At 33.1% G+C, this 24,793-nt stretch carries 18 protein-coding genes and 1 pseudogene; 13 read left to right on the forward strand and 6 right to left on the reverse strand.

The window, feature by feature from the left end:
- A pseudogene (locus tag FPG59_RS16530) lies at positions 1-408 on the forward strand (glycosyl transferase family 2); the annotation flags it as partial.
- 116 nt (positions 409-524) lie between these two features.
- Positions 525-1,814: a polyprenol phosphomannose-dependent alpha 1,6 mannosyltransferase MptB gene (gene mptB, locus FPG59_RS04775; protein WP_254906645.1), complete on the forward strand. Its 1,290-nt coding sequence runs from the start codon at positions 525-527 to the stop codon at positions 1,812-1,814.
- On the opposite strand, the gene FPG59_RS04780 is transcribed toward mptB, so the two are convergent.
- The 4 genes from FPG59_RS04780 to FPG59_RS04795 form a co-directional block, all read right to left on the reverse strand.
- Entirely contained in the window at positions 1,811-2,662 is an 852-nt protein-coding gene (locus tag FPG59_RS04780) for a DMT family transporter (protein ID WP_086453481.1), read from the reverse strand. The two genes, mptB and FPG59_RS04780, sit on opposite strands and share 4 nt — an antisense overlap.
- Positions 2,663-2,711: 49 nt before the next feature.
- A complete protein-coding gene (locus tag FPG59_RS04785; protein ID WP_086453482.1) occupies positions 2,712-3,305 on the reverse strand; it encodes a 2OG-Fe(II) oxygenase in 594 nt (197 codons plus the stop codon).
- Positions 3,306-3,419: 114 nt separating this feature from the next.
- Positions 3,420-4,877 (reverse strand): magnesium chelatase, encoded by a 1,458-nt coding sequence (locus tag FPG59_RS04790; RefSeq protein ID WP_086453483.1) that lies wholly within the window; start codon positions 4,875-4,877, stop codon positions 3,420-3,422.
- Positions 4,878-5,020: 143 nt separating this feature from the next.
- Entirely contained in the window at positions 5,021-6,139 is a 1,119-nt protein-coding gene (locus FPG59_RS04795) for a VWA domain-containing protein (protein WP_086453484.1), read from the reverse strand.
- 328 nt (positions 6,140-6,467) lie between these two features.
- On the opposite strand from FPG59_RS04795, the gene FPG59_RS04800 reads away from it, so the two are divergent.
- The 3 genes from FPG59_RS04800 (at position 6,468) to FPG59_RS04810 (ending at position 14,468) form a co-directional block, all read left to right on the forward strand.
- The gene (locus tag FPG59_RS04800; RefSeq protein ID WP_086453496.1) at positions 6,468-6,887 is read left to right on the forward strand and encodes a thioesterase family protein; all 420 of its coding nucleotides are present in this window, start codon (positions 6,468-6,470) and stop codon (positions 6,885-6,887) included.
- 348 nt (positions 6,888-7,235) lie between these two features.
- On the forward strand, positions 7,236-12,110 hold the full coding sequence (locus FPG59_RS04805; protein ID WP_254906646.1) for a translocation/assembly module TamB domain-containing protein: 4,875 nt from the start codon (positions 7,236-7,238) through the stop codon (positions 12,108-12,110).
- Positions 12,111-12,173: 63 nt separating this feature from the next.
- Positions 12,174-14,468 (forward strand): BamA/TamA family outer membrane protein, encoded by a 2,295-nt coding sequence (locus FPG59_RS04810; RefSeq protein WP_086453485.1) that lies wholly within the window; start codon positions 12,174-12,176, stop codon positions 14,466-14,468.
- A gap of 63 nt (positions 14,469-14,531) precedes the next feature.
- Here FPG59_RS04810 and FPG59_RS04815 read toward each other — a convergent pair whose 3' ends face one another.
- Positions 14,532-17,039 (reverse strand): M14 family metallopeptidase, encoded by a 2,508-nt coding sequence (locus FPG59_RS04815; RefSeq protein WP_086453486.1) that lies wholly within the window; start codon positions 17,037-17,039, stop codon positions 14,532-14,534.
- Between the two features lie 248 nt (positions 17,040-17,287).
- Between FPG59_RS04815 and FPG59_RS04820 the strand changes: the two genes are divergently transcribed.
- The 3 genes from FPG59_RS04820 to FPG59_RS04830 all read left to right on the forward strand — a co-directional run bounded on the left by FPG59_RS04820 (position 17,288) and on the right by FPG59_RS04830 (position 20,118).
- Entirely contained in the window at positions 17,288-18,715 is a 1,428-nt protein-coding gene (locus FPG59_RS04820; protein WP_086453487.1) for an L-serine ammonia-lyase, read from the forward strand.
- A 51-nt stretch (positions 18,716-18,766) separates the two neighbouring features.
- Positions 18,767-19,753 carry a fumarylacetoacetate hydrolase family protein gene (locus tag FPG59_RS04825; protein ID WP_086453488.1) on the forward strand — a complete coding sequence of 329 codons (987 nt, stop codon included), beginning with the start codon at positions 18,767-18,769 and terminating at the stop codon, positions 19,751-19,753.
- A 194-nt stretch (positions 19,754-19,947) separates the two neighbouring features.
- Positions 19,948-20,118 (forward strand): LPXTG cell wall anchor domain-containing protein, encoded by a 171-nt coding sequence (locus FPG59_RS04830; RefSeq protein ID WP_140344589.1) that lies wholly within the window; start codon positions 19,948-19,950, stop codon positions 20,116-20,118.
- Positions 20,119-20,198: 80 nt separating this feature from the next.
- On the opposite strand, the gene FPG59_RS04835 is transcribed toward FPG59_RS04830, so the two are convergent.
- Positions 20,199-20,642, reverse strand: a complete 444-nt coding sequence (locus tag FPG59_RS04835) for a 3-methyl-2-oxobutanoate hydroxymethyltransferase (RefSeq protein ID WP_086453490.1) — start codon at positions 20,640-20,642, stop codon at positions 20,199-20,201.
- 99 nt (positions 20,643-20,741) lie between these two features.
- Here FPG59_RS04835 and panB point away from each other — a divergent pair, with 99 nt between their 5' ends.
- The 5 genes from panB to FPG59_RS04860 all read left to right on the forward strand — a co-directional run bounded on the left by panB (position 20,742) and on the right by FPG59_RS04860 (position 24,790).
- Positions 20,742-21,560 (forward strand): 3-methyl-2-oxobutanoate hydroxymethyltransferase, encoded by an 819-nt coding sequence (gene panB, locus FPG59_RS04840; protein ID WP_086453491.1) that lies wholly within the window; start codon positions 20,742-20,744, stop codon positions 21,558-21,560.
- Positions 21,561-21,614: 54 nt separating this feature from the next.
- A complete protein-coding gene (locus FPG59_RS04845; protein WP_086453492.1) occupies positions 21,615-21,755 on the forward strand; it encodes a four helix bundle protein in 141 nt (46 codons plus the stop codon).
- A 25-nt stretch (positions 21,756-21,780) separates the two neighbouring features.
- Entirely contained in the window at positions 21,781-22,470 is a 690-nt protein-coding gene (locus FPG59_RS04850) for an RluA family pseudouridine synthase (protein WP_176330696.1), read from the forward strand.
- Between the two features lie 140 nt (positions 22,471-22,610).
- Positions 22,611-23,939 (forward strand): aldehyde dehydrogenase, encoded by a 1,329-nt coding sequence (locus FPG59_RS04855; RefSeq protein WP_086453494.1) that lies wholly within the window; start codon positions 22,611-22,613, stop codon positions 23,937-23,939.
- A gap of 53 nt (positions 23,940-23,992) precedes the next feature.
- Positions 23,993-24,790 (forward strand): hypothetical protein, encoded by a 798-nt coding sequence (locus FPG59_RS04860; RefSeq protein ID WP_086453495.1) that lies wholly within the window; start codon positions 23,993-23,995, stop codon positions 24,788-24,790.
- The last annotated feature ends 3 nt before the right edge of the window (positions 24,791-24,793 follow it).

Here is a 24,793-nt window from a genome sequence, read left to right on the forward strand (position 1 = left end):
GTTGTTTTTTTTACATGTTATTGGTTTACCTACAAAAAAATATACGGTGGAGGATTTGTAAATTTCATCAAATACATTGGTTTATTTTTTACTTTTTATAGTATTGCCATGGGTTTTACGTTTCACAATACCATTGCTGTTGTTCAAGGACTTATTGGAAAAAAAAGTGATTTTATCCGAACTCCTAAGTTTAACATTGAAAGCTTAAAAGAGAAATGGAAACAAAACACTTACATCAATAAAAAGATATCAAAAAATATCATCATTGAAAGCCTGCTTCTCCTCTATTTTCTTTTTGGAATATACAGTGGAATTCAGTTAAATGACTATGGATTACTTCCGTTTCATATTATGCTGTCCTTTGGGTATGGATTTGTCATATTCAATTCTTTCCGAATTGGAAACTAAAATGTAATATCTATTTTTTTAAATAAATTCGCTTACAGCAAATGAAAGTACTTAGTAACTCATGTAAACTTTATACACTATTGAGCGCTCTATGCTATACCTACATAGGCTATTTTATGGACCGAAAGGATTTTGTTGTTTTGCTTTTATTATTTGGTGTTTTATTTTTCTCACTTGTAAAAATCATTCAGGAACAAAAAGAAAACATTAACTATTTACTTGGTTTAGGTCTTTGTTTTAGAATCCTATTTGCATTTGCCTTACCTAATCTTTCTCAGGATTTTTACAGATTTATTTGGGACGGGAGAATACTCATAGAAGGATTTAATCCTTACACCAATTTGCCCAATGATTTAATTGTTAACACTAATTTTAATATTGCTCAGGCACAAGAATTACTTAAATCGATGGGGAGTTTGAGTGCTTCTCATTTTTCAAATTACCCGCCAATTAACCAACTTTTTTTTGTGATCGCGGGAATCTTTGGCACCCAATCCATAGTTACGGCAACCATTGTTTTGCGATGTATTATCATTGTAGCTGATTTTGGTACAGCAATTTTTGGAGCTAGATTATTACAATCAATGGGTTTCGAAAAGTATAAAATATACTGGTACATATTAAATCCATTGGTACTTATAGAACTCACGGGAAACTTACATTTTGAAGGTGTTATGCTGTTCTTTTTTATATGGGGCATCTATTTATTGCACCAAAACAAGTGGAAAACGGCTGCAGTAGCAATAGCCTTATCAATTGCAACTAAACTCTTGCCACTTATACTACTTCCATTATTTTTTCAAAAATTAGGATGGAAAAAAAGCTTTGTATTTTATACAATAATTATTGGCATTAACGTGGTCCTTTTCATTCCATTTTTATCAACCGCAATGGCTGAGAATTATTCGAATACAATTGCTTTATGGTTTGTAAATTTTGAATTTAATGCCAGTTTCTATTACATCATCAGAGAAATAGGTTTTTACTATAAAGGGTATAATATCATTCATAGCACCGGAAAAGTTATCCCAATACTAATCATAATCTTTATCCTCTTACAGTCCTTTTTTGGCAAAAATAAAACCACACCCGAATTATTAAAAAGTATATTACTTGTGCTAAGTATTTACTTTTTTCTATCTACAACAATACATCCGTGGTATGTCATAAATCTTGTTTTAGTTTCGGTTTTTACAAAATACAAATTCCCAATTGTATGGAGTTTTACAGTTGTATTGAGCTATTTTGCTTACTCAGGTCAACTATTCAAAGAGAATTTAATGCTTATTGCCATTGAATACGCCGTAGTTTTTTGGTTTATGTTTCGAGAATTAGAACTTAAACCCCTAGCATTTTATAAAAGATTACAATCTAAACTTTCAAATTCATTTTCTATAAAAGCTTAAGATTGCTGAGAAAACACAATCAAGAGTATTGCAATTAAAGCAATAAATAAACCTAGATAATTTTTTAAAGACAACTTTTCTTTGAAAACAACAACACCTATAACACTTCCTAAAATTATAACTCCTAAATTCATTCCTGCAAAAACGGTAGATGGATTTGCAGTAAACACTTGGTGCGCTTTGAGATAAAAAAGGATATTCCCAAAATTGAACACACCAACAAGACCTCCTAACAAAATATTTTTTAGAGTTATTTTAGATGCGTTTACAACTGTATCGTAACATGCCACCAATACCATAATAACTAATGCTATCGAAAAAACTACAAGCAATGAACTGGTAAAAGGCATCGTTGTATAAAGTGCCATTTTCTTGAAAAGAATATCGATGATCCCAAAACCTAGTAAAACTAATAAGGGGTAAGTCCAATTTGTTTTTTCTTTTGATACAGGTTTCATCAATATCATAAGTATAGCAGGAAAACCAATAATTAGCGCTACAAGTTTGTACGAATTAAAAGTTTCATCGAAAATCAACCAAGCTGCCAAAATAGGAATAAATAAAGACAGTCTTTGAGCTGCATCGGTTCTTACAATTCCCACTTGTTTTATTGAGGTTGCCAAAAACAAAAAAACTGTTGGCAATAAAAAACCAATACTAACATACAATGCCCATGGAGCAGTGGATAAAGAAGTAAATTTAAAATCGAAAAAAAAGAAACATAAAAGTACGGCAACTGCATAGTTAGTTGCTACCATTTGAATAGCACTAGAGTTGTATTGTCTAGATAATTTAAAAATCACACCTACAGTAACACTACAAACTACACTAAGTAAAAGATAAATCATGTTTTTTCCTCAAAATTACTATTTAAGTACCAATTTTAAAAATAGCAACCTAATCTCTTTTGAGCCATCCCGTAATACTCATGCGGGGACAGTTTGTTTCCAATACTTCATGAACCAGCTCATCACTCTTAAAAAAAACTGTTTTTCCCAGAGTAGGAGCAATTTTTTGAGGAATATCGTTTTGATGTATCATTAGCTCACCGCCATCTGTAACTTTCCAGTCCGCATTTAAATAACTGATCATGCTAAATTTTCGGCTAGGATTGCTTTTAAATTGATCCAAGTGCTTTAAGTAAAAATCTCCTTTTTCATACAGGGAATAATGAAATTCATAACCTGTAATTCCAGCATAGCAACTTTGATTCAAGTATAAAATGAAGGCTTCAATTAATTTAAAAAATTCATTCTCAAAAACATTATTGTGCTTTTTATCCAACCAATAAATAGAATCACTCCGTATGGCACCATCATAAAGCAATTTATCTGAGTTGCCAATGCCAGCAGCAGTAAGCAAACTTCTTTCATTTAAGTTAAGAATGTTTTGTATTAAATGATCTGAAAGTTCTGGAGTCAAAAAATGCTCTGCTATACCTACTTTATTTTCAACATAACTTGATATCAAATTCTCAAAGGAATTTTCCATTTTAATTTTGGGAAAGACTGAAAATACAGTCAACGTAGCAAGGTAGATGAAATAAAATTACAAAGGCTATTTTTATAAAAAAAAGGGTTTAGTAAAAACTAAACCCTTTTGCATTTACAATTTACTGATAAAACTACCGTAAATATCTTTGAACTGATACCCTTCGGAAAAACGATCTTTACTTAGTTTCTTGTATTCTACCAATCCCCAAAGTATAAATTCCATCATGAAAAATTTATCTTCTGGACTTACTTGCGGTTGGTATTTTTTAATCAAAACTTCCAATGGTGCTATTCCGCCTAGAATTTTTTCATACTCTTCATCTGAGCAATCATCAAGTAATTCAAAACCACTTTCGGCAAAGAACCATTCTATGATATCGGTGTACGCATTTTTGACACCTTCTTTTTCTAGTTTTTCAATTTTAGGAAAATAAGCTGGAAAGAAAGTATGAATGGCATCACCCAATAAGTGTTGTGCTACGGCAGCGGCTCCCTCCTGCTCTCCTTCATAAACCAACTCTACTTTTCCAGTAATAGCTGGAATAATTCCCATAAAATCAGACAAACGCAAAGTAGTTTTGTCTGCACCAGCTTTTAATGCTCTTCTTTCTGCAGTGCTTAGTAAATTTTCAAAAGCTGTTATACTCAATCTAGCACTCACCCCACTTTTATTATCAATATATTCACTTTCCCTAGCTTCAAAACTAATTTGTTCTAATAAATCTCTTGCTAATGAAGGTACATACACCATGTCATTTTGCGTAGCATCCAGTTTTGCTTCTTGCTCTGTGATAGTTCTAGCAATCTTAATAGTTTCAGGATAATGCGTCAGGATTTGTGACCCAATTCTATCTTTTAATGGAGTTACAATACTGCCACGATTTGTGTAGTCTTCAGGGTTTGCGGTAAAGACAAATTGCATGTCCAGCGGCATTCTTAATTTAAAACCGCGAATTTGAATATCTCCTTCTTGTAGAATATTAAACAGGGCTACTTGAATTCTAGCTTGTAAATCAGGTAACTCATTGATCACAAATATGCAACGATTCGCTCTTGGAATCATCCCAAAATGAATCACGCGATCATCAGCATACGATAATTTTAAATTTGCTGCTTTTATAGGATCTACATCGCCTATTAAATCGGCAACTGTTACATCTGGAGTGGCTAGTTTTTCAAAAAAACGTTCACTTCTGTGCAACCAGGATATTGGGGTTTCATCTCCTTTTTCATCGATAAGATCTTTGGCAAAACGAGATATCGGCTGTAACGGATCATCATTGATTTCGGAACCTGTTACAAACGGAATGTACTCATCAAGCAATTCAATCATCTTGCGAGCCATTCTCGTTTTGGCTTGACCGCGAAGCCCTAATAAATTGATGTTATGACGAGATAAGATAGCCCGCTCCAGCTCTGGAATTACAGTATTCTCAAAACCATGAACCCCTTCAAAAGTGGGTTTCCCTGATTTTATTTTTTCTCTCAAGTTCGATCGCAATTCATCTTTAATGCTTTTGCTTTCGTATCCTGATTTTTTTAATTCTCCTAATGTTTTTATAGTATTCATCTATTTTTTATTGAAATTGATATTGCTTTAGTATTGGGGTTTGCGTTAGGGATAGCAGTGTAAATCCTTTTTTGAGTCCCGAAATTATCGGGACTCAAAAAAGATTGAAACGAATAGCCCGACCCGTAGGGAAACGCCCAAAATTACTTTATTCTCTTTTTTCTATTGGTCTCATAGTCCTCAAAAATCATTTCGCCCAATCCTTTTAATCCTGTATAAAAGGCTTTTCCTTGATTTGACTCTGTAAACTTGTTCACAAATTTTTGCAAATAAGGATCATTAGCAATCATAAAGGTAGTGATGGGGATGTGTAATTTTCTGGCTTGTTGCGCTTGATTGTAGCATTTATCCACAATATATTCATCAAGACCGTTGCTGTTCATATAATACGAACCATCTTTTTCACGAACACAACTTGGTTTCCCATCTGTAATCATGAAAATTTGCTTGTTTGTATTACGCTTTCTGCGCAAAATATCCATGGCTAGTTGCAAGCCAGCAACCGTATTAGTGTGATACGGACCTACTTTTAAATAGGGTAAATCTCGTATGGCAATAGTCCAAGCATCGTTACCAAAAACAAGAATATCCAAGGTGTCTTTGGGATAACGCGTGGTAATTAATTCGGCTAGTGCCATGGCAACTTTTTTTGCAGGAGTGATTCTATCCTCACCATACAAAATCATACTGTGACTGATGTCAATCATGAGAACGGTACTCATTTGCGACTTAAATTGAGTTTCTTCTACAACCAAATCATTTTCGGTGAGCATAAAATCGCCAACACCGCTATTTATTTGAGCATTTCGCAAACTCTCTGTCAAAGAAATTCGTTCGAGTCCGTCACCAAAATGAAATTCTCTAAACTCTCCTGTATGCTCATCTCCATTGCCTACATGTTTGGTTTTGTGATTGCCACTTCCAGAGCGTTTAAGATTTCCAAAAATGTTATCTAAAGCTTGCTGCCTTATAGCGCGCTCGGTCTTGGCTGTAATCCCCAGTCCGGAACTTCCATCCTCTTTCAACTCTTCCCGGATATAGCCTTTCTTCTTTAAATCTTCAACAAAATCATCAATGGTATAAGCCTCATCAGTAAGTTTATACTCTACATCTAACTCTCGCAACCAGTCAATTGCCTCATCAAAATCTCCCGAAGTATGCGTGATCAACTCTTTGAAAATACCAAAGAGTTTATCAAACGGAGACTGGAAAGGTGCTTCGTATTGCTTGAAATAAAATCCTTTTTTATTATCGTTTTTCATAGAACATAAAATTACATCATTTTCAAAGGACAGCTTACAAACGTTTATTAATTTTTAGTTAAAAGCAATTTCAAGAATATAAACGTTACAAAAATGATTTGGGCGTGCCCTCACCTCCACTGTCGTTGCGGTGAGGTCGTGCTGTACGTTCTCAATCTCCCAAAAAAGGGAGGATTTCCACTACCATCACTCACGCAAAACTTCTTAAAAAGAACGTATTTCCTAAAAAAGTAAATTCAAAGTGTAATTGTAAAATAAGAATATGAATACTCTAAAACTTTTTCGCACCTTAGCAATCCATTTTAAAAACAAAAACCCCCGATTAAAAATGAGCGTATTTATAAAAGAATTGTCCTTTCGTTGGTCTGATCTTGATCCTAACTTTCATGTAAGACACAGTGCGTATTATGATTTTGGAGCACAACACCGTATTGAAATACTAGAAAGCCTAGGCTTAACCATGAAAGTAATGCAAGCACAGGGCTTTGGTCCAATTTTGTTTAGAGAAGAATGTGTTTTTAGAAAAGAAATCAAACTTTCAGACAAGATTGTCATGCATACAAGAAGCTCACAAGTCAATGAAGACGGCTCAAGATGGTCTATTATTCACGAGTTTAGAAATGATGCCGATCAAGTTTGTGCAACCATAACCGTTGATGGTGCTTGGATGGATATAAAACTTAGAAAATTAGCTTTGCCTACACCTGAATTGGCAAAAAAAGCTTTGAGTGTTTTTCCAAAAGAATAATACGTTCTTATCAAACACACTTTTTTTCCTTTGGGTGAAATACATTCTTAGAATATTTCACCCAAAGTATTTAAGCATAACGGTTACGTCTTAATCCTATAAATGGGAATAGGAACAATTGCCATACTATTTTTTTGAAAGAATTATATAACTATTTTATACAATTATATAATGGTAATTGTTGTTTTGTAGCGATATTTGTAGACATTTATGTTTCTGCATTAGCACATACATCACATGGTTTTGATAGATAAAAAACTTCGTTTGAAAAAATATTTACAGCTTCTTTTAAAAATGTTCCTCTGGACAGTTGGCTCCTTGATATCCCTATTTTTAATACTGTTTTTGGTGATACAAATTCCATCCGTTCAAAATTATGCCAAGAACAAAGCGGTGAACTATCTTGAAGAAAAAATCAAAACAAAGGTTGTGATTGACAGTCTAGAAATAGGGTTTCCAAAGAAAGTTATATTAAAGGGCGTATACTTTGAAGACCAAAAAAAAGACACTCTTTTTGCTGGAGATACTCTTGCTGTAAACATCAGTTTATTTCAACTTATAAACAATAAAGTAGCCATAAATAGTGTTGATTTATCAGGTATTACGGCGCACATAAAAAAAGACAGCAAAGGAACTTTTAATTTTGACTACATTATTAAAGCCCTTGCATCTCAAGAAAAACAAAAGACTGATTCAGCCCCAATGGAATTCTCAGTAGAAGAAATTCAGTTGGATAGAATTAATTTTCACTATTCTGATGCTATTTCAAAAAATGAAATTGCAACCTATCTCAATCATTTTAAAACTAGCATTAAAACATTTGATTTAAACCAAATGAACTTTGACATTCCAAAAATCAAGGTTAGTGGTTTGCAATTCAAATTAACTCAAGGCATTGCTTCTACAAAAAAATCAGGCAATGTAACAGAGAATAATGCCACGGAAAAGCCATTGAAATTAAAATTTGGTGATCTTGATCTTGGTAAAATAAAAATTGAATACAAAAGCCAAGAATCTAAATTGGCTACCAATATCTACGTGAAAAAATTGATTACCAAAGTAGATAAAATAGACTTGAACAATCAATATGCAATTCTAGAAAATTTAGAATTAACAGGAGTTGAAGGTGCTTTGGAATTAGGAAAAATCAAAAAAATAGTTACCCAAAATACAACGCCTTCAAAAACCGCAAACAATTGGGATGTAAAAGTAAAAAAGAGTATTTTTAAAAGAATCAATTTTAAATATGACAACAATAACGTTGCTTTTACTCCAAAAGGATTAGACTACAATCATTTAGACATTAAAAGCTTGAATCTAGACCTAGAAGTTCTCAATTACAACGCTGAAAACATCTCTGGTGAACTCAAATCTTTATCTGCAAGAGATAAAAGCGGATTGAACATTTCGGCGCTAAACGGTGACTTTTTCTATGGTAATAAAAATGCTTTCATCAAGAATCTGTATTTAAAAACTCCTCAAACCGAAATAAAGAATGAAATACAAATAGGATATTCATCTCTTGCTACTATTTCAAAAAATATTGGAGATCTGAGTTTAATAGCAAACCTTACCAAAAGTAGTATTGGTTTTCAAGATATTCTGTTATTTGTTCCTAATTTAGCTTCTACAAATCCATTTAAAAGTAATCCAAAAGCAGTCATTTCTATAAACGGAAAGGTAAAAGGAAAAGTAAAAAATATAATAATTCCGTCAATGGAAATCAGCGGAATAGGCTCAACTTCACTGGCAGCAAGCGGTACAATAATTGGTTTACCAAATGTTGATAAAACCTATTTTGACATCAATATTAAAAAATTTCAGTCTGGTCAAAAAGACATCAATAATTTTGTACCGAAGGGAACCATTCCTAACAGCATTCAATTGCCTTCAAGAATGATTGTTACGGGAACTTTTAAGGGTACTATTGCTACTTTTCTGACTGATTTGAAGCTCATAAGTAGTTATGGAAATGCAAATATCAAAGCCAAATTTGATCAAAGTCGCAAAAACTTTGAAAAATATGATGCCAAAGCTGATTTTGTAAACTTTGATTTGGGAAAATTTATCAAGAACGACTCCATTGGTAAAATCACCCTAAAAACCACTATCAAAGGTACTGGTTTCAACCCAAAAACAGCAACAGTAGCTCTTAATGCAAGTATTCAAAAAGCGTATTTTAACAAGTATACCTATAAAAATATAGCTGTAAAAGGAACTATCCAAAAAGGTAATTTTAACGCTACTGCAGTGGCTAGAGACCCTAATTTGACATTCAATTTAGTGGGTAATGGTAGATTTCAAGATAAATATCCTTCCGGAAAAATAAAATTAAATGTAGATATTGCTGATTTAGAAAAACTGAATTTACATGCTGGACCTTTAAAAATTCGTGGTATTGTAGATGCAGACATACAATCGGGGGATTTAGATTATCTCAATGGTTCATTAACTGCTCATCACATTAATATCACCAATGCTAAAGAAAACTATACTATTGATTCTATTCAAGTTCATGCAATAGCAACCGCTCAAAAAAATTCTATTGAAGTTAAAGCACCTTTTATGGATGCGTTTTTAGAAGGGAAATACAAATTATCAAAAATAGGAACTGCAATTACCAACTCGATAGCTGCTTATTACGATACTACTCCTAAAAAAGCGAAAAAGAAAACTAAAGAAAATCAGCAATTTGATTTTAAGGTTCAAATCAAGGATAGCCCAATTGTGATGCAATTGATTCCTCAAATTAAAAGTCTTGAACCGATAACTATTACAGGTAATTACAACAGTGTAAATGATTCGATTGTGCTAAATAGTGCCATTCCAAAACTAGTTTATGAGAGCATTACTGTTACAAACGCTACCTTAAAACTGGATACACAAGATAAAAAGTTGCTTTATAATTTTATTGTTGATGATATCCAAAACGAACAGTTTGAGCTTCCGCATACAGAGCTAACTGGGGATATTCAAAATAACATCATAACGTATGCACTTCAGTTAAAAAACACTAAAGAAGAAGAACGCTACCTCATTGCAGGTACTGTTCAATCTCAAAATGGTGGTACAGAAATACGATTGAATCCTGAGAAATTAATTTTGAATTATGAACCGTGGACCATTGATAAAGAAAACGTAGTTAGCAGTTTAACTAAAGGCTTGTTTATTAATAATTTCAATCTTAAAAACAACGGAAGTACCATTCAAGTTCAATCAGAATCTAATTTGGCAAACGCGCCAGTACAAGTCAATTTTAAGGAGTTTGATATCAACACCATTACAAGTTTTGTGGAGAAAAAGGACTTACAACTTAGTGGAAAAATCAATGGAACGGCAGAAATAAGAAATTTAAACACATCACCCCTTTTCACTTCTGATTTAAATGTCGAAAATTTTACATTTAAAAAAGATACTATTGGAAATATAAAGCTTCAAGTAAAGAACACTATTGCAAATCAGTATGATGCCGTTGTTGCAATAACAGGTCAAGGAAATCAAGTAAATCTTGAAGGGAATTATAAAACGACCACCAGTAGTTTTGATATGAATTTAATTATTGACAAGTTAAACCTTAAAAGCATACAAGGATTTAGTTTAAATAATCTAACGGAAAGTACTGGTTTTTTAAACGGAAAATTATCGATTACGGGAAGTGCAAGCCAACCTAATGTACAAGGTGAAATCGGTTTTAACGATGTTGGTTTTAAGGTTACCCCACTTAATGCCAAATTCAAATCTATTAATGATAAAATAGTTTTTCAACCCAACACAATTGTTTTTGAAACCTTTACCATAAAGGATGAAAATGACAATGATTTGAACGTTAACGGTACAATTGACACCTCCACTTTTAGTAATTTCGGATTTAATCTAACTGTTGATGCTAAAAATTTTAAAGCAGTAAATTCAAAAGCAAAAGACAATGATTTATACTACGGTGAATTATTTCTGGATAACAACATCAGGATAGCTGGTAGTATTGATAATCCAATAATTGATGGTACTATAAAAATCAATAAGGATACCAAATTTACCATTGTATTACCACAATCTGATCCATCAATTGCTGATCGAGAGGGAATTGTTGAATTTATTGATCAAGATAATCCTCAAATAATTACGAATACAAATCTTGAAACTTTAAGTAGTGAATCAACCGTAAAAGGTATTAATGCATCAGTAAATATTGAAATAGATAAAGATGCAGAGCTTTCACTGGTTATTGACAAAGCAAATGGAGATTATTTAAAATTAAAAGGCGAGGCTCAATTAACTGGCGGCATAGATGCATCAGGGAAAACGAACTTAACAGGTCGATATGAGTTGAATGAAGGAAGCTACGAAATGAATTTTAACGGTATTAAACGAAAATTCAATATCAAAGAAGGTAGTTACATTTTATGGACTGGCGAACCAACTAGTGCAGATATTAATATTACAGCTATTTATAAAACTAATGCTGCGCCTATTGATTTAGTAAACGATCAATTGGGTGACATAACAGCTACGGTAAGAAATACATACAAAGAAAAAATTCCTTTTGAAACAGCCCTAAAAATGAATGGCGAACTAATGAAACCCAACATTTCATTTGATATCATTTTACCTGATGGCAACAACAATGTTTCTACTGAAATTATTAATACCACTCAAGCTAAACTTAGTCAATTAAGAGAACAACAAGATGAGTTGAACAAGCAAGTTTTTGCGTTGTTGTTATTAAATCGTTTTATTGGGGAGAATCCTTTTACTAGTGAAAACGGTGGTACAACCGTTTCTTCATTAGCTAGAGAAAGCGCTAGCAAAATTTTATCGCAACAACTCAACAACTTGGCAGGAGATTTAATTCAAGGAATCGAATTGAATTTTGATTTAAATTCAACTGAAGATTTCACATCAGGACAACGTCAAAACAAAACTGATTTGAGTGTAGGTGTTTCCAAAAAACTACTCAATGATAGACTCAAAATTACCGTAGGAAGCAGTTTTGGCATAGAAGGTTCTCAACAAGCCAATCAAAATGCAAATAATATTGCTGGAGATGTTTCTATAGATTATCAACTTACAAAAGATGGAAGATACAAAGTAAGAGCTTATCGTGTCAATAAATACCAAGTAGCACTTCAAGGTGAAGTTGTAGAAACTGGAGTCGCATTTGTAATTACAATGGATTACAACAAGTTCAGTGAATTGTTTCGAAAAAATGCATCAAAAAAATAATTTCAAATAATAAATAAAGCTGATTTATTTCAAATGACTTTATTTACTTCATACCCTATCACAATGAAAAGCAAAGGTGTTTTTAACTTAATAATTTTATTTTTTTTACTTCAATCGTGCAGTAACACTCGCTTTTTACCCGAAGGTGAATTGTTGTATACAGGTGCCGATGTTACTATTGAAAAAAATGACAGTACTAAGAAATCCAGAAAAGAACTCAAAAACAATTTAGAAGCACTAGTAAGACCCAAGCCCAATAAATCTTTATTAGGATTAAAACCAAAATTATACATTTATAACCTTGCTGGAACTACAAAAAAAGAAAAAGGATTGCGATACTGGCTAAAAAATAAAGTGGGAGAACCGCCTGTATTATATAGCCAAGTCGATTTAGAGTATAACAAAAGTGTCTTGCAAAACTACATTGAAAATAATGGATACTTTAACGGAAAAAGCAAAGCCGATTCAACACGTGTTGATAAAAAAGCTAGCGCTACATACACGGTAACTACTGGAAAACAGTATACAATTAATGAAGTTAAGTTCCCAATAGACTCCTCAAAAATAGGAATTGAAATACGCAATACGCAACGACGATCCTTATTAAAAAAAGGAGATCCATACAGTTTAGAACAAATAAAAGAGGAACGAAATAGGATTGATGCTAGATTAAAAGAAAAAGGTTTTTTTTACTTTAATCCTGATAATATTATTGTTCTAGTAGACTCAACTGTAGCAAAAAATAAAGTAGACCTCATAGTCAAAGTCAAGTCTGATGCATCAAAACTTGCAACAACACCCTACAAAATAAATAAAATAGTAGTGTTTTCTAATTATACTCTTGATGCTGAAAACAAAGCCCTAAAAATTGATACCATTAAAAAACAAAATGGACTCGCTATTATTGATCCCGAAAATTTATTTAAACCCCGCATTTTTGATAGGGCTTTATATTTTAAAAAAGAGGATTTATACAACCGTACCAATCATAATCTATCCTTAAACAGACTAGTTAATCTTGGTGTTTTTAAATTTGTAAAAAATCAATTCAAAGTTTCAGATACCATAGGAAATTATCTAGATGCTTATTATTATCTCACACCATTACCTAGAAAATCTATTCAATTAGAGCTTTTGGGTAAAACCAATTCAGCTAATTATACAGGGACAGAATTAAACCTAAACTGGAGTAATCGCAACACTTTTAGAGGTGCTGAGTTGCTAACTATTTCAGCATTTGGTGGTGTTGAAGTACAAGTTTCTGGACAAAATAATGGCTTTAATGTATACCGTTTTGGTACTGAAGCTAATTTAATTTGGCCCAGAATTATCGCTCCTTTTAAATTTAAGTCACCTTCAGGTTTTGTGCCAAAAACGAAAGCCACAATAGGCTATGAGTTTCAAAATAGAACAAAACTATATTCTTTGCAAACCTTCAAAGCCTCTTTTGGATACCTTTGGAAAGAAAACGAAAGAAAAGAACACCAACTTAATGTAAGTGAAATAACATACGCAAGCCCTCAGAATGTTACCGAATTATATTTAGAAAAAATTGCAGAAAATCCATCTTTAAATAAAGTAATCGAAAAACAATTGATTTTTGGTCCTACCTATTCGTATACGTATACCAATACTACTCAAAAACGTAGAAAAAACACCTTTTACTACAAAGGAACTGTTGATTTAGCTGGAAACATTGCAGGATTAGCCACAGGTGCCAATGCAAAAAAAGAAGACCCAATTACAGTATTTGATGTTCCTTTTAGTCAATTTATAAAAATAGAAAATGACTTTAGGCATTATTATAAATTTTCAGAAAATTCCCAATTGGCCACCAGAATCATTGCGGGCGCAGGTATTGCATACGGAAATTCAAGAGAAATGCCTTTTATCAAACAATTCTTCATTGGCGGAACCAATAGTTTGCGTGCTTTTAGAGCCAGATCTATAGGGCCAGGAAGTTTTAAAAATGAAAACCAAAATACAAATTCTTTTTTACCCGATCAATCAGGTGACATTAAACTCGAGTTCAATACAGAATATCGCGCACAAATTTATGGACTCGTAAAGGGAGCTTTGTTTATTGATGCAGGAAACATTTGGTTATTACGTGAAAATACAGAAAAACCAGGCGCTAAATTTTCGAATAAATTTATGAGTGAAATGGCCGTTGGAGCGGGTGCTGGGTTACGCTTTGATTTGTCTTTTTTAGTACTGCGTACGGATCTTGCTTTCCCTTTACGAAAACCAAATTTACCCTCAGAAAACCGTTGGGTTTTAGACCAAATCAATTTTGGTAGTGGTCCTTGGCGAAAAGAAAATTTAATTTTCAATCTAGCTATTGGTTATCCTTTTTAAAATTAATTTTAACAAAAAAAGCACGAATCAACGTGCTTTTTTTGTTAAAAGATATTCTTGTGATTAATCCACAAGAAATAGTGCATTGCTAAATAAGAGAATTCCATTTTCCCAAAAACCTCTAAACAAGGGATTATCAATCATGTAAACAACCGATCCAACCCCTTTTGATTCTACTGCAAAACTTACTGTATTATTTAGTTTTTTCTTGATTTTACTACCTACAAATCCGTAACTTTTGTAATCAGTAGGAACATATATTACATTAGATGCATTTTTTAATAATGAATAGCGTTTGTCATCTGTTTTTAAACTAAAATAGCGATCTCCTAGTCCAAAACTTAAAGGATGTGATTGATCTAATTTATTTTCAATGATTGCTCCAGGAATTGCTTTAGAAATAAACCTACGCTCTGCATTTTGATAATCAAGTGTTCTTTCTAATAAAACATCTTCATCAGCCTCTTTTTCTGCTAAAAGTTTTTCTTCTTCTGTTGCAAATGGCGTCAAAGCGTAACCTTCCTTTCCATCAAAAAGGGAAATAGCATTATTCATGGCAATCACTTTTCCGCCATTGTTAATCCATTCTGATATTTTTTTCTGCTGTGCCTCAGTAAAATCATAATATCCATCTGCTAAAATCAATGTGTTATATAAAGCTAAATTCAATCTGTTAAAATTATTCGTTTCAACAACACTCACAGGATATCCTAATGTCTCTTGCATATAATACCAAGTGGCTCCAAACTCTGTTGGAATCACTCCTTTTCCAGAAAGCAACACCACTTTTGGAGCTTTTAAAAGACTAAAATTTTCACCGCCAATATCCCTAGCATTCGATGAAAAACCTGTTGAAATAGTATTAAAATCAGATTTGTCTTTGATTAAATTAGAAATGGTTTGTTCAAAATTTGGTATTTGTGGATTGTCCGTTTTGGTCACTACTAATCCTCCTGGAGCTACTGTAACAGCACCAAAAATGGCTTCTTTTGCAGCTGTTCTAACTTTAATATTATTTTGATGTAAAACCGATAAAACTTGCGCTGAAACTCTATTATTCCAAGGAATATGAAAAGCATATACATTTTTTGAAACTTCACGAACTGGAGTTTCTACAGAAGTCTTCGTTGAAATGGCAACCTCATTTTTTACAGCATAACCCTGAACTCCGTATGCAAGCGGCAAAGCCCAAGCGGTAATGTCATAGGACAAACTATCATTTAGTTTTTGATTGGGTTCAAAAAGAATTTGTGTCAAAACCGCTTTAGGTTGGTCTACTTTTACAATTAAATCATTAGGTTCTATTGTAAAACTGGTTTCCTTCTTTGTGGAATAATTGTAACCTATTGTTTTTGCACTTGCTGCAGCAAAACTAAACTCAATTTTGTTTTTTGAAAGTAAATCAGTCATTTGAACTAATTTTGGATTGCTTTTCATAACATAGGTTTTGTAAGCTCCCTTAACTGTTTTTCTGGAATTGTTCATAAATCCACGAAAACCCTTTAGTAATTCCTCTGCTTTATTAGAAGCCGACTCGACCACTGTTAAAACCGCAGTTGCATGATGCGCTACTCTATCTTTAATAGTCAATATAGATCCATTACTCATTTGAACCGCGCGCCCAGCTCCTATTCCGCCCTGTTCCAGAGTCATACCCACAGCTCCGTTGTACGTAGGATAAGTATCACCGTAACTTGGGTAAAACAAGTCAAAACGTTCTCCGGTGTTGTACATCCAGTTTTGCGCATCAAATTTTTTAGAAATATTTTGACCTAAAGTTTGGTGAAAATCCCGCTGATATTTTTCAATAAATTCATGCAAAGGCTCAGCTGATGGAGGGAAAAAATAAGGAGAGTCATACCCCATTTCATGCACATCAGTATGAACTTGAGGCATCCACTGATGGTACAAAGCAATGCGTTGTTGAGACTCCAGCTGTGTTTGCCAAGCCCAATCTCTATTTAAATCAAAAAGATAATGATTGAATCTTCCGCCTGGCCAATCCTCCATGTGTTCTCTATCAGATAGTTCCGGATGTGTTTTCTTTCCAGAAATTTCTCTTAACCAATTCCCGTATCGAGAATATCCATCGGGATTAATACACGGATCTAGAATTACAATGGTATTCTCTAACCATTTTTTGGTTGTTGTATTGGAAGGATTTAGCAATTCATAAGCAACAGTCATCGCACTTTCTGTTCCAGCAAATTCATTGCCATGAACATTAAAACTCAACCAGACAATGACTTTATCACCTACAGTTTGATTTTTCTTTGGCGAAAGCCCAATTGATGCCAGATTATTTGTCCTGATTTCTTCAAGATTCGCTAAGTTTTCTGGGGTTGAAATATAGTAAACATTTAAATCTCTTTGCTCAGCCGTTACTCCGTATTTATGTTTTACAATGGCAGAAGAATTATCAGTAAGCTGTTTGAAATAGTTTTCAACTTGATGGTAATGCGAAATTTGCTTGCCATAGTTAGGTAAAAATTGCTCAGGAGATTGAATTTGAGCATACGATTGCAGCACCATTACTACGCTGAACAAAACTGAAAAAATGATTTTTTTCATAGAATTAAAATTAGTTATGCTCCAAATTTAACTATAAAATTAGTTTTCTACAAGGCACCTTTAACTATGAAAATGAACATATAAAAAGTACCTCTTGCTCCAAAAGATATCGAAATTTATGATATTTCAATTTTAATAAAAATGAATAAAAACGACATTCTCATTGTTAAAAAAGCACTTTTAGGAGTTCAAAAATTCGTTTCATTGCAACATTCTATTATATTTGCAGTAAACAAAATTAAATCTAGATGGAAGAATGTATCTCTGTTTTTGACATGCTAAAGATTGGTGTTGGTCCTTCAAGTTCTCATACATTAGGGCCTTGGAGAGCAGCTGAACGCTTTTTAGAAGAACTAAGAACTGAAAATTTACTCTCAGCTGTGACTCGTGTACAAATTGATTTATACGGTTCACTTTCCTTAACGGGAAGAGGCCATGCAACAGATCTAGCAGTCATGCTAGGATTAAGTGGCCAAGATCCAGAATACATTCCCGTTGAAAATATCGATAGCATCATTAAATCCATCGAAAATAAAAACGAAATCAATTTAGGGAACGAAAAAAACATTCCTTTCTATTTTTTACAAGACATTGTTTTCAATAAAAACTTCCTTCCCTTTCATGCAAATGGGTTGACCTTTACCGCATTTCTTACTAACGATTCAAATTACACAGCAACATTTTATTCCATAGGTGGTGGTTTTGTTGTAAAAGAAGAACGTACCAATGCTAAGAAGAAAACACAGGTAAAATGTGCTTTTCCCTATCCAATTGATAAGGCATCTGAATTGCTAGAAATTTGTACCAAGGAAAAAAAATCAATCTCAGAAATAGTATTTGAGAATGAGAAATCAATGCGCACTGAGGAGGTAATTAACCATGAACTCATGCGTATTTGGAAAACGATGCTAGAATGCATGTACATCGGTTGCCACTCTGAGGGAATTCTACCAGGCGGACTCAATGTGCGTAGACGCGCCTTTGATATGCATCAAAATTTAATTGGCTTGGCAAACTATGATTCGCCACAATCTTGGTTAGAAGAAATCAGAAAAACTGAGGTGAAATTTCGTCAAATTCTAAAATGGGTTTCTTGTTTTGCACTGGCCGTTAACGAAGTTAATGCGGCTTTAGGTCGCGTAGTTACCGCCCCAACAAATGGAAGTTCTGGAGTAATTCCAGCAGTTTTAATGTACTATTTAGTAATAGAAAATCACAACGCGGGCAATAAAGAAATTAAACAATTCTTGATGGTGGCTGGCGAAATAGGCAGTATTTTCAAGAAAGGTTCCACAATATCAGCGGCTATGGGTGGCTGTCAAGCAGAAATAGGAGTATCATCAGCTATGGCAGCGGCGGCACTTTGTGAAGTAATGGGTGGAACACCTGAGCAAGTACTTATGGCTGCCGAAATTGCAATGGAACATCACTTAGGTTTAACCTGTGACCCAATAGGAGGCTTAGTTCAAATTCCGTGTATTGAGCGCAATACTATGGGAGCCATAAAAGCCATTAATGCTGCTGAACTAGCTCTTGAAACTGATCCAAAGAATGCAAAAGTTCCATTGGATAAAGTAGTTGACACGATGTGGGAAACTGCCAAGGACATGAATAATAAATACAAAGAAACATCTGAAGGTGGACTTGCCATTGCAGTAAACATGGCCGATTGTTAACCTTGAAATAAATATTTAAGCTACAATAATAAACTCATAAACAAAATCTAAATGAAATTAGCTTCAATTGACAATAAAACCAGAGATGGAAAATTAGTTGTTGTAAATAAAGATTTAACAAAAGCAGTTACAGTACCCGAAATTGCAGCAACAATGCAATACGCAATTGATAACTGGAAAGAAACAGAAACTAAATTAGAAAGCGTTTATAATGACTTAAACTCTGATAAGTTGCCTAATGCGTTTCCCTTTTCTTCTGTTAGAGTCTTAGCGCCAATTCCTAGAGCGTATCATTGGGCTGACGGAAGTGCTTATGTAACTCACGTAGAACTAGTTCGCAAGGCTAGAAATTCTGAGTTACCAGAATCTTTTTGGACAGATCCATTAATGTATATGGGAGCTTCTGACGCATTTATTGGAGCAAATGATGACATTGAAATCGAAAATGAAGATTGGGGTATTGACTTTGAATCTGAAGTAGCTGTTATTACAGATGATGTTCCTGCAGGAACTAATTCAGAAGATGCTTTAAAACATATTAAGTTAATCACCATTATTAACGATGTGTCTTTACGTAATTTAATACCAAATGAGCTTTCCAAACAATTTGGATTCTATCAATCTAAACCTTGGACATCATTTGCTCCTGTGGTTGTAACTCCAAATGAACTTGCTGATAGCTGGAAAAATGGAAAACTTCATTTGCCACTACATTCAACCTTAAACGGGAATCTTATTGGTTCTCCTAATGCTGGGATTGATATGACTTTTGACTTTGGTCAATTAGTTGCACATGCTTCTAAAACTCGTTCATTAATGGCTGGAACAATTATTGGCTCAGGAACAGTTGCAAATCAAGGAAGTCTCGATGGTTCAAGCTGTCTAGCAGAGGTTAGATGTTTAGAAATAATAAAAGATGGAAAAGCCTCTACTCCATTTATGAGTTTTGGGGACAGAATAGAAATTGAAATGAAAGATAATGATGGTAAGTCAATTTTTGGTAAAATAAATCAAATCATAAAAGAATATAAAAAATAACTGTTGTAAAAAGGCATTTGGTAAGTTTGGGTTTTAGATATAATTTAAAGATGATTTTGTTCTTTTAAAAGTTTCGTATTTAATTTTTAAAAAAAAGTTTTCATAATACTAAACTTGCCAAGAGCCGAAACAGTGCGTTACTTTTTGTGATGATTTTAATTATACTTTCTCATAAATTAATCCCTATCAAGATCATGAAAATCAACTGGACAATACTTATTGGATTAGCTATAGCGATTCTAGTTTTAATTTATTTTTTGATAAGAAAAAACAATAAAGACAAAGAAGACTATACTAATTTCTTAAACCAAGATTTTAAAAAACAAGAAGAACAAGAGTCCGACTTAAACGATGAAAGTTACTAAGCTTTTTTAAACAACAATTTTAATTGTTACTACTTTCTATTTGAGTACCATTCGACCAGAAAAATTCTCAAAAACATCTATTATTTTCGGCGAGTATCAATTAAATGAATGATTTTCCAATTTGAAGTTACTGCAATCTGATCTTTAAACAAAGTGAATGAATTAACTCCTTTGTGACTCAGTTTACCGTTACTGTAAAATTCATAAGGTGTCCATACGTGAGCTAAACTTCCTTCTATTTGAACTGAATAAGACAATATTTTTTCATGAAATACAGTTCCTTTTGGAATATTGGCTATTGCTATAAAAAACGCATCTGGATCGCTATTCTCTAATTTAGCACTTCCTTCTTTCTCTGAAATGGTTTGTAAAATCATTTTTTTATCACAAAGAGATTTTAACGTCATCGTATCTTTTGCATGAAAAGCCAAGAAAAATTTTTCAATTGCATTTTGCGCTTCCTTATTTTGTGCTTGAATACAGTTACTTACAGTTAGAAATAATAATACAATAATAGTTCTCATAGCAGATGATTTACGAGTTTTTGAATAAAAAAACTTTAGTTAGACATTAAAGAATAAAAATATTCATTTTAGTACCTTTACAAACTTAAATATAAAATTATGTCTGTAGCTAAAAAAGATTATAAAAGAATTACAACTAAATCGTTGATTGAAATGAAAGCCAATGGCGAAAAAATTTCAATGCTAACAGCTTATGATTTTACAATGGCAAAAATTGTAGATACAGCAGGAATTGATGTGATTCTTGTAGGCGATTCGGCATCAAATGTAATGGCGGGTCATGAAACTACATTGCCAATTACACTTGACCAAATGATTTATCATGCTTCATCTGTAGTACGCGCCATAGAAAGAGCACTTGTTGTGGTTGATTTACCCTTTGGAAGTTATCAATCAGACCCAAAAGAAGCCTTACGATCTGCTATTAGAATCATGAAAGAAAGTGGTGGTCATGCCGTAAAACTTGAAGGTGGTAAAGAAATAAAAGACTCTATAAAAAAAATATTGAATGCTGGAATTCCGGTTATGGGACATTTAGGTCTTACGCCGCAATCCATCTATAAATTTGGTACATATACCGTTCGTGCTAAAGAAGAAGAGGAAGCGGACAAACTAATTGAGGATGCTCAATTACTTGAAAAATTAGGCTGTTTTGCATTAGTTCTTGAAAAAATACCTGCCCATTTAGCCGAAAAAGTAGCGCAAAGCATTTCTATTCCGGTTATCGGTATTGGTGCAGGCGGTGGTGTAGACGGTCAAGTACTAGTAATTCATGACATGCTAGGGATGAATAACGAATTTAGTCCACGTTTTTTAAGACGCTATATGGATTTATACAAAGAAATGACAGCTGCTATAGGACAATATGTTGCTGATGTAAAGTCAAGTGATTTTCCTAATGTAAACGAACAATATTAAGTAGAGACCACATAGATTATCAGACTATTTAGATTGTTAGAATAAAAAAATGAAATGCATCGATTTAAAGATTTAGAAATTTGGAAAAAAAGTAGATTTTTTTGTTCAAAAATTTACACAGTGACTTCGTCTTTTCCTAACGAAGAAAAATTTGGACTAACAAAGTCCAACTTGTCTAAAAATCTAATAATCTAATAATCTAACAATCTAAAAAATCCAAATGAAAATAGTTTCTGATAAAAATAACTTACTAATTCTACACGAAGACAACCACTTAATTGTGGTGAACAAACGTGTAGGCGATATTGTGCAAGGCGATAAAACGGGTGACAAACCTTTGTCTGATGTGGTTAAAGAATACATCAAAGACAAGTACAACAAACCAGGAGAAGTCTTTCTTGGAGTGGTACATAGACTTGACAGACCTACAACTGGGATTGTAGTTTTTGCAAGAACCAGTAAAGCATTGACTAGAATGAACGAGCTATTTAGCAATAGAGAGACTCAAAAAACCTATTGGTGTGTGGTTAAAAACAAACCCTTACATGATACGGATAAACTCGTGCACTATCTTAAAAGAAACGAAAAAAACAACAGCTCAAAAGCACATCTTAAGGAAGTTCCTGATAGCAAACTAGCCAGTTTAGATTATAAAATCATCAAGGAACTCAATAATTATTATGCGTTAGAAATAAATCTTCATACCGGCAGACACCATCAAATTAGAGCGCAACTCGCTGCCATAAATACGCCCATAAAAGGAGATTTAAAATATGGTTTTGACAGAAGCAATCCAGACGGTGGCATTCATTTGCACGCCCGAAAGTTAGTTTTTACCCACCCCGTTTCTAAAGAAGTAACCACTATTATTGCTCCCACACCAGATGATGTTATATGGAATGCTATTTAAAAAGCACTTCATGAACTTTAAAGCGTAACAAATTTTATATTTGAACTACTAACACCAATAGAAGAATCTTGTAGATTTCTATGATGAAGACCTCTTGCACTATTTTGTTTCTAAAAGAATACTATAATTTTAAAATCTAAATTGTGAATCAATCCGACATAAGTACTCGTAAAGAATCTTTAAAAAAATTATTGCAAGCCATCATAAACAATGAAGAGGCAATAATAAAAGCTTTGTATGATGATTTTAAAAAGCCAGCTTTTGAGGCCGTTTTAACTGAAACTAATTATGTTATCAGCGACTTAAAAGAAACTATTAAAAATATAAATTCTTGGGCAAAGCCAAAAAAAGTTAGATCTTCCATACTTAATTTTCCTTCATCAGATTATATATATAGTGAACCTTATGGACATGTTTTGATTTTGGCTCCTTGGAATTATCCTTTTCAACTCGCCTTATGTCCTCTTGTAGCAGCTGTAGCCGCAGGAAATAAAGTAACACTAAAACCCTCTGAGCTTACTCCTAATACATCACACATCATTTCAAAAATTATTAGCGAAACTTTTGCCGTAAAAGATGTCGTTGTCATAACTGGCGATGCCACCGTGGCAACACAATTATTAAGCAAACGTTGGGATTATATCTTCTTTACAGGTAGTGTTGCTGTAGGGAAAATTATAGCACAAGCTGCAGCCGTTCATCTTACACCGGTTACCTTAGAACTAGGAGGAAAAAGCCCTTGTATTGTAGATGAAACGGCTGATTTACAACTTAGCGCACGCCGAATTATATGGGGAAAAATCATCAATGCTGGACAAACCTGTGTAGCACCTGATTATATTTTGGTTCACCAAAAAGTTAAAAAAGAATTCACAACGTATTTGATTCAAGAAATTGAAAAAGCACTAGGTACAAATCCTGAGCAATCACCAGACTTTGCTCGAATTGTAAATTTAAAAAACTGGCAGCGATTAAATGATTTATTAAGTAATGAAACCATTTTATACGGAGGACAGACAAATAAAGATTCCCTATACATTGCCCCTACTTTACTAGACGAACCTAAAAGTACAAGTCCAGTAATGAATGAGGAAATTTTTGGTCCAATATTACCTATCCTATCTTACCAAACTACTTCAGATTTGGAAAGAGTAATAAAAAGTTATGAAAAGCCTTTAGCTCTTTACATTTTTAGTACTAATAAATCATTCACTGATGAAATACTTCAAAAATATTCATTTGGTGGAGGTTGTGTCAATGACACCGTTGTACATCTTGTAAACAATAGATTGCCATTTGGTGGTGTAGGTCATTCTGGAATGGGCGCCTATCACGGCAAATTAAGTTTTGATATATTTTCACATAAAAAAGCCATTGTGCAGCGCGGCACTTGGCTTGACTTACCTTTGCGTTACGCACCTTACAATGAAAAACTAAAAACAATCAGAAAGTTTTTAAAATTGATATAAAAGTATACAACCATAAAACCAATCACTAATAAAAACCATTAACCTCTTTTAAAATGAATACAACTGTTAAAAAACGTATTGATGAAATTAAATCACAAGGCTACAACATAGATTTTGGCGATGTTTTTAATCAAACTATAGAAAACTATAAAAAAATTGCTATGTATGGCGGTCTAGTGCTTTTTTTGTTTTTTGTTGTTTTTATATTGGGGCTAAGTGGCATTTTCTCAGCAATTTTTGGAACCGATGAAGCTTTAAAAATTTTAAAATCAGAAGATCTCAAACCTGAAAATTTAGATCTTTATGGCTTATTAATTATATCCTTAATAAGTATTGCCATTGGCACATTAGTAAGTCCTTTTATAGCTGGATTATTTAAAATGGCTCATAACGCAGATAAAGATGAAGAATTTCATGTATCAACCATGTTTCATTATTACAAATCACCGTATTTTCAGGAGATTGTTATTGCTACATTTTTACTAAGTGTTTTAGATAGTTTAATTAATGGAGCTTTAAACTATGTTGAAATACCTTTTTTAGGAGCTGTAATATCTGTTATAATTTCATTATTTACATTTTTAACTATTCCTTTAATAATTTTTGGAAATTTAAAAGCTATCAACGCTATAGAAAGTAGTGTAGTTGTTGTAGCTAAACAACCATTTATATTATTAGCACTGTTGGTTGTAGGAATAATAGCGGTATGCTTAGGAATTTTTGGCTGTTGTATTGGTATTCTTTTTACCATTCCATTTATATACGCTATGGTTTTTGTAATTTACAAATACATTATTGGTTTTCCTGAAAAGAAAGAAGAGGTAGTACCTACAAATTTTGAATCTCTGTAATAA

It is taken from the genome of Flavobacterium sp. FPG59 (assembly GCF_002150205.1).
Taxonomy (GTDB): domain Bacteria; phylum Bacteroidota; class Bacteroidia; order Flavobacteriales; family Flavobacteriaceae; genus Flavobacterium.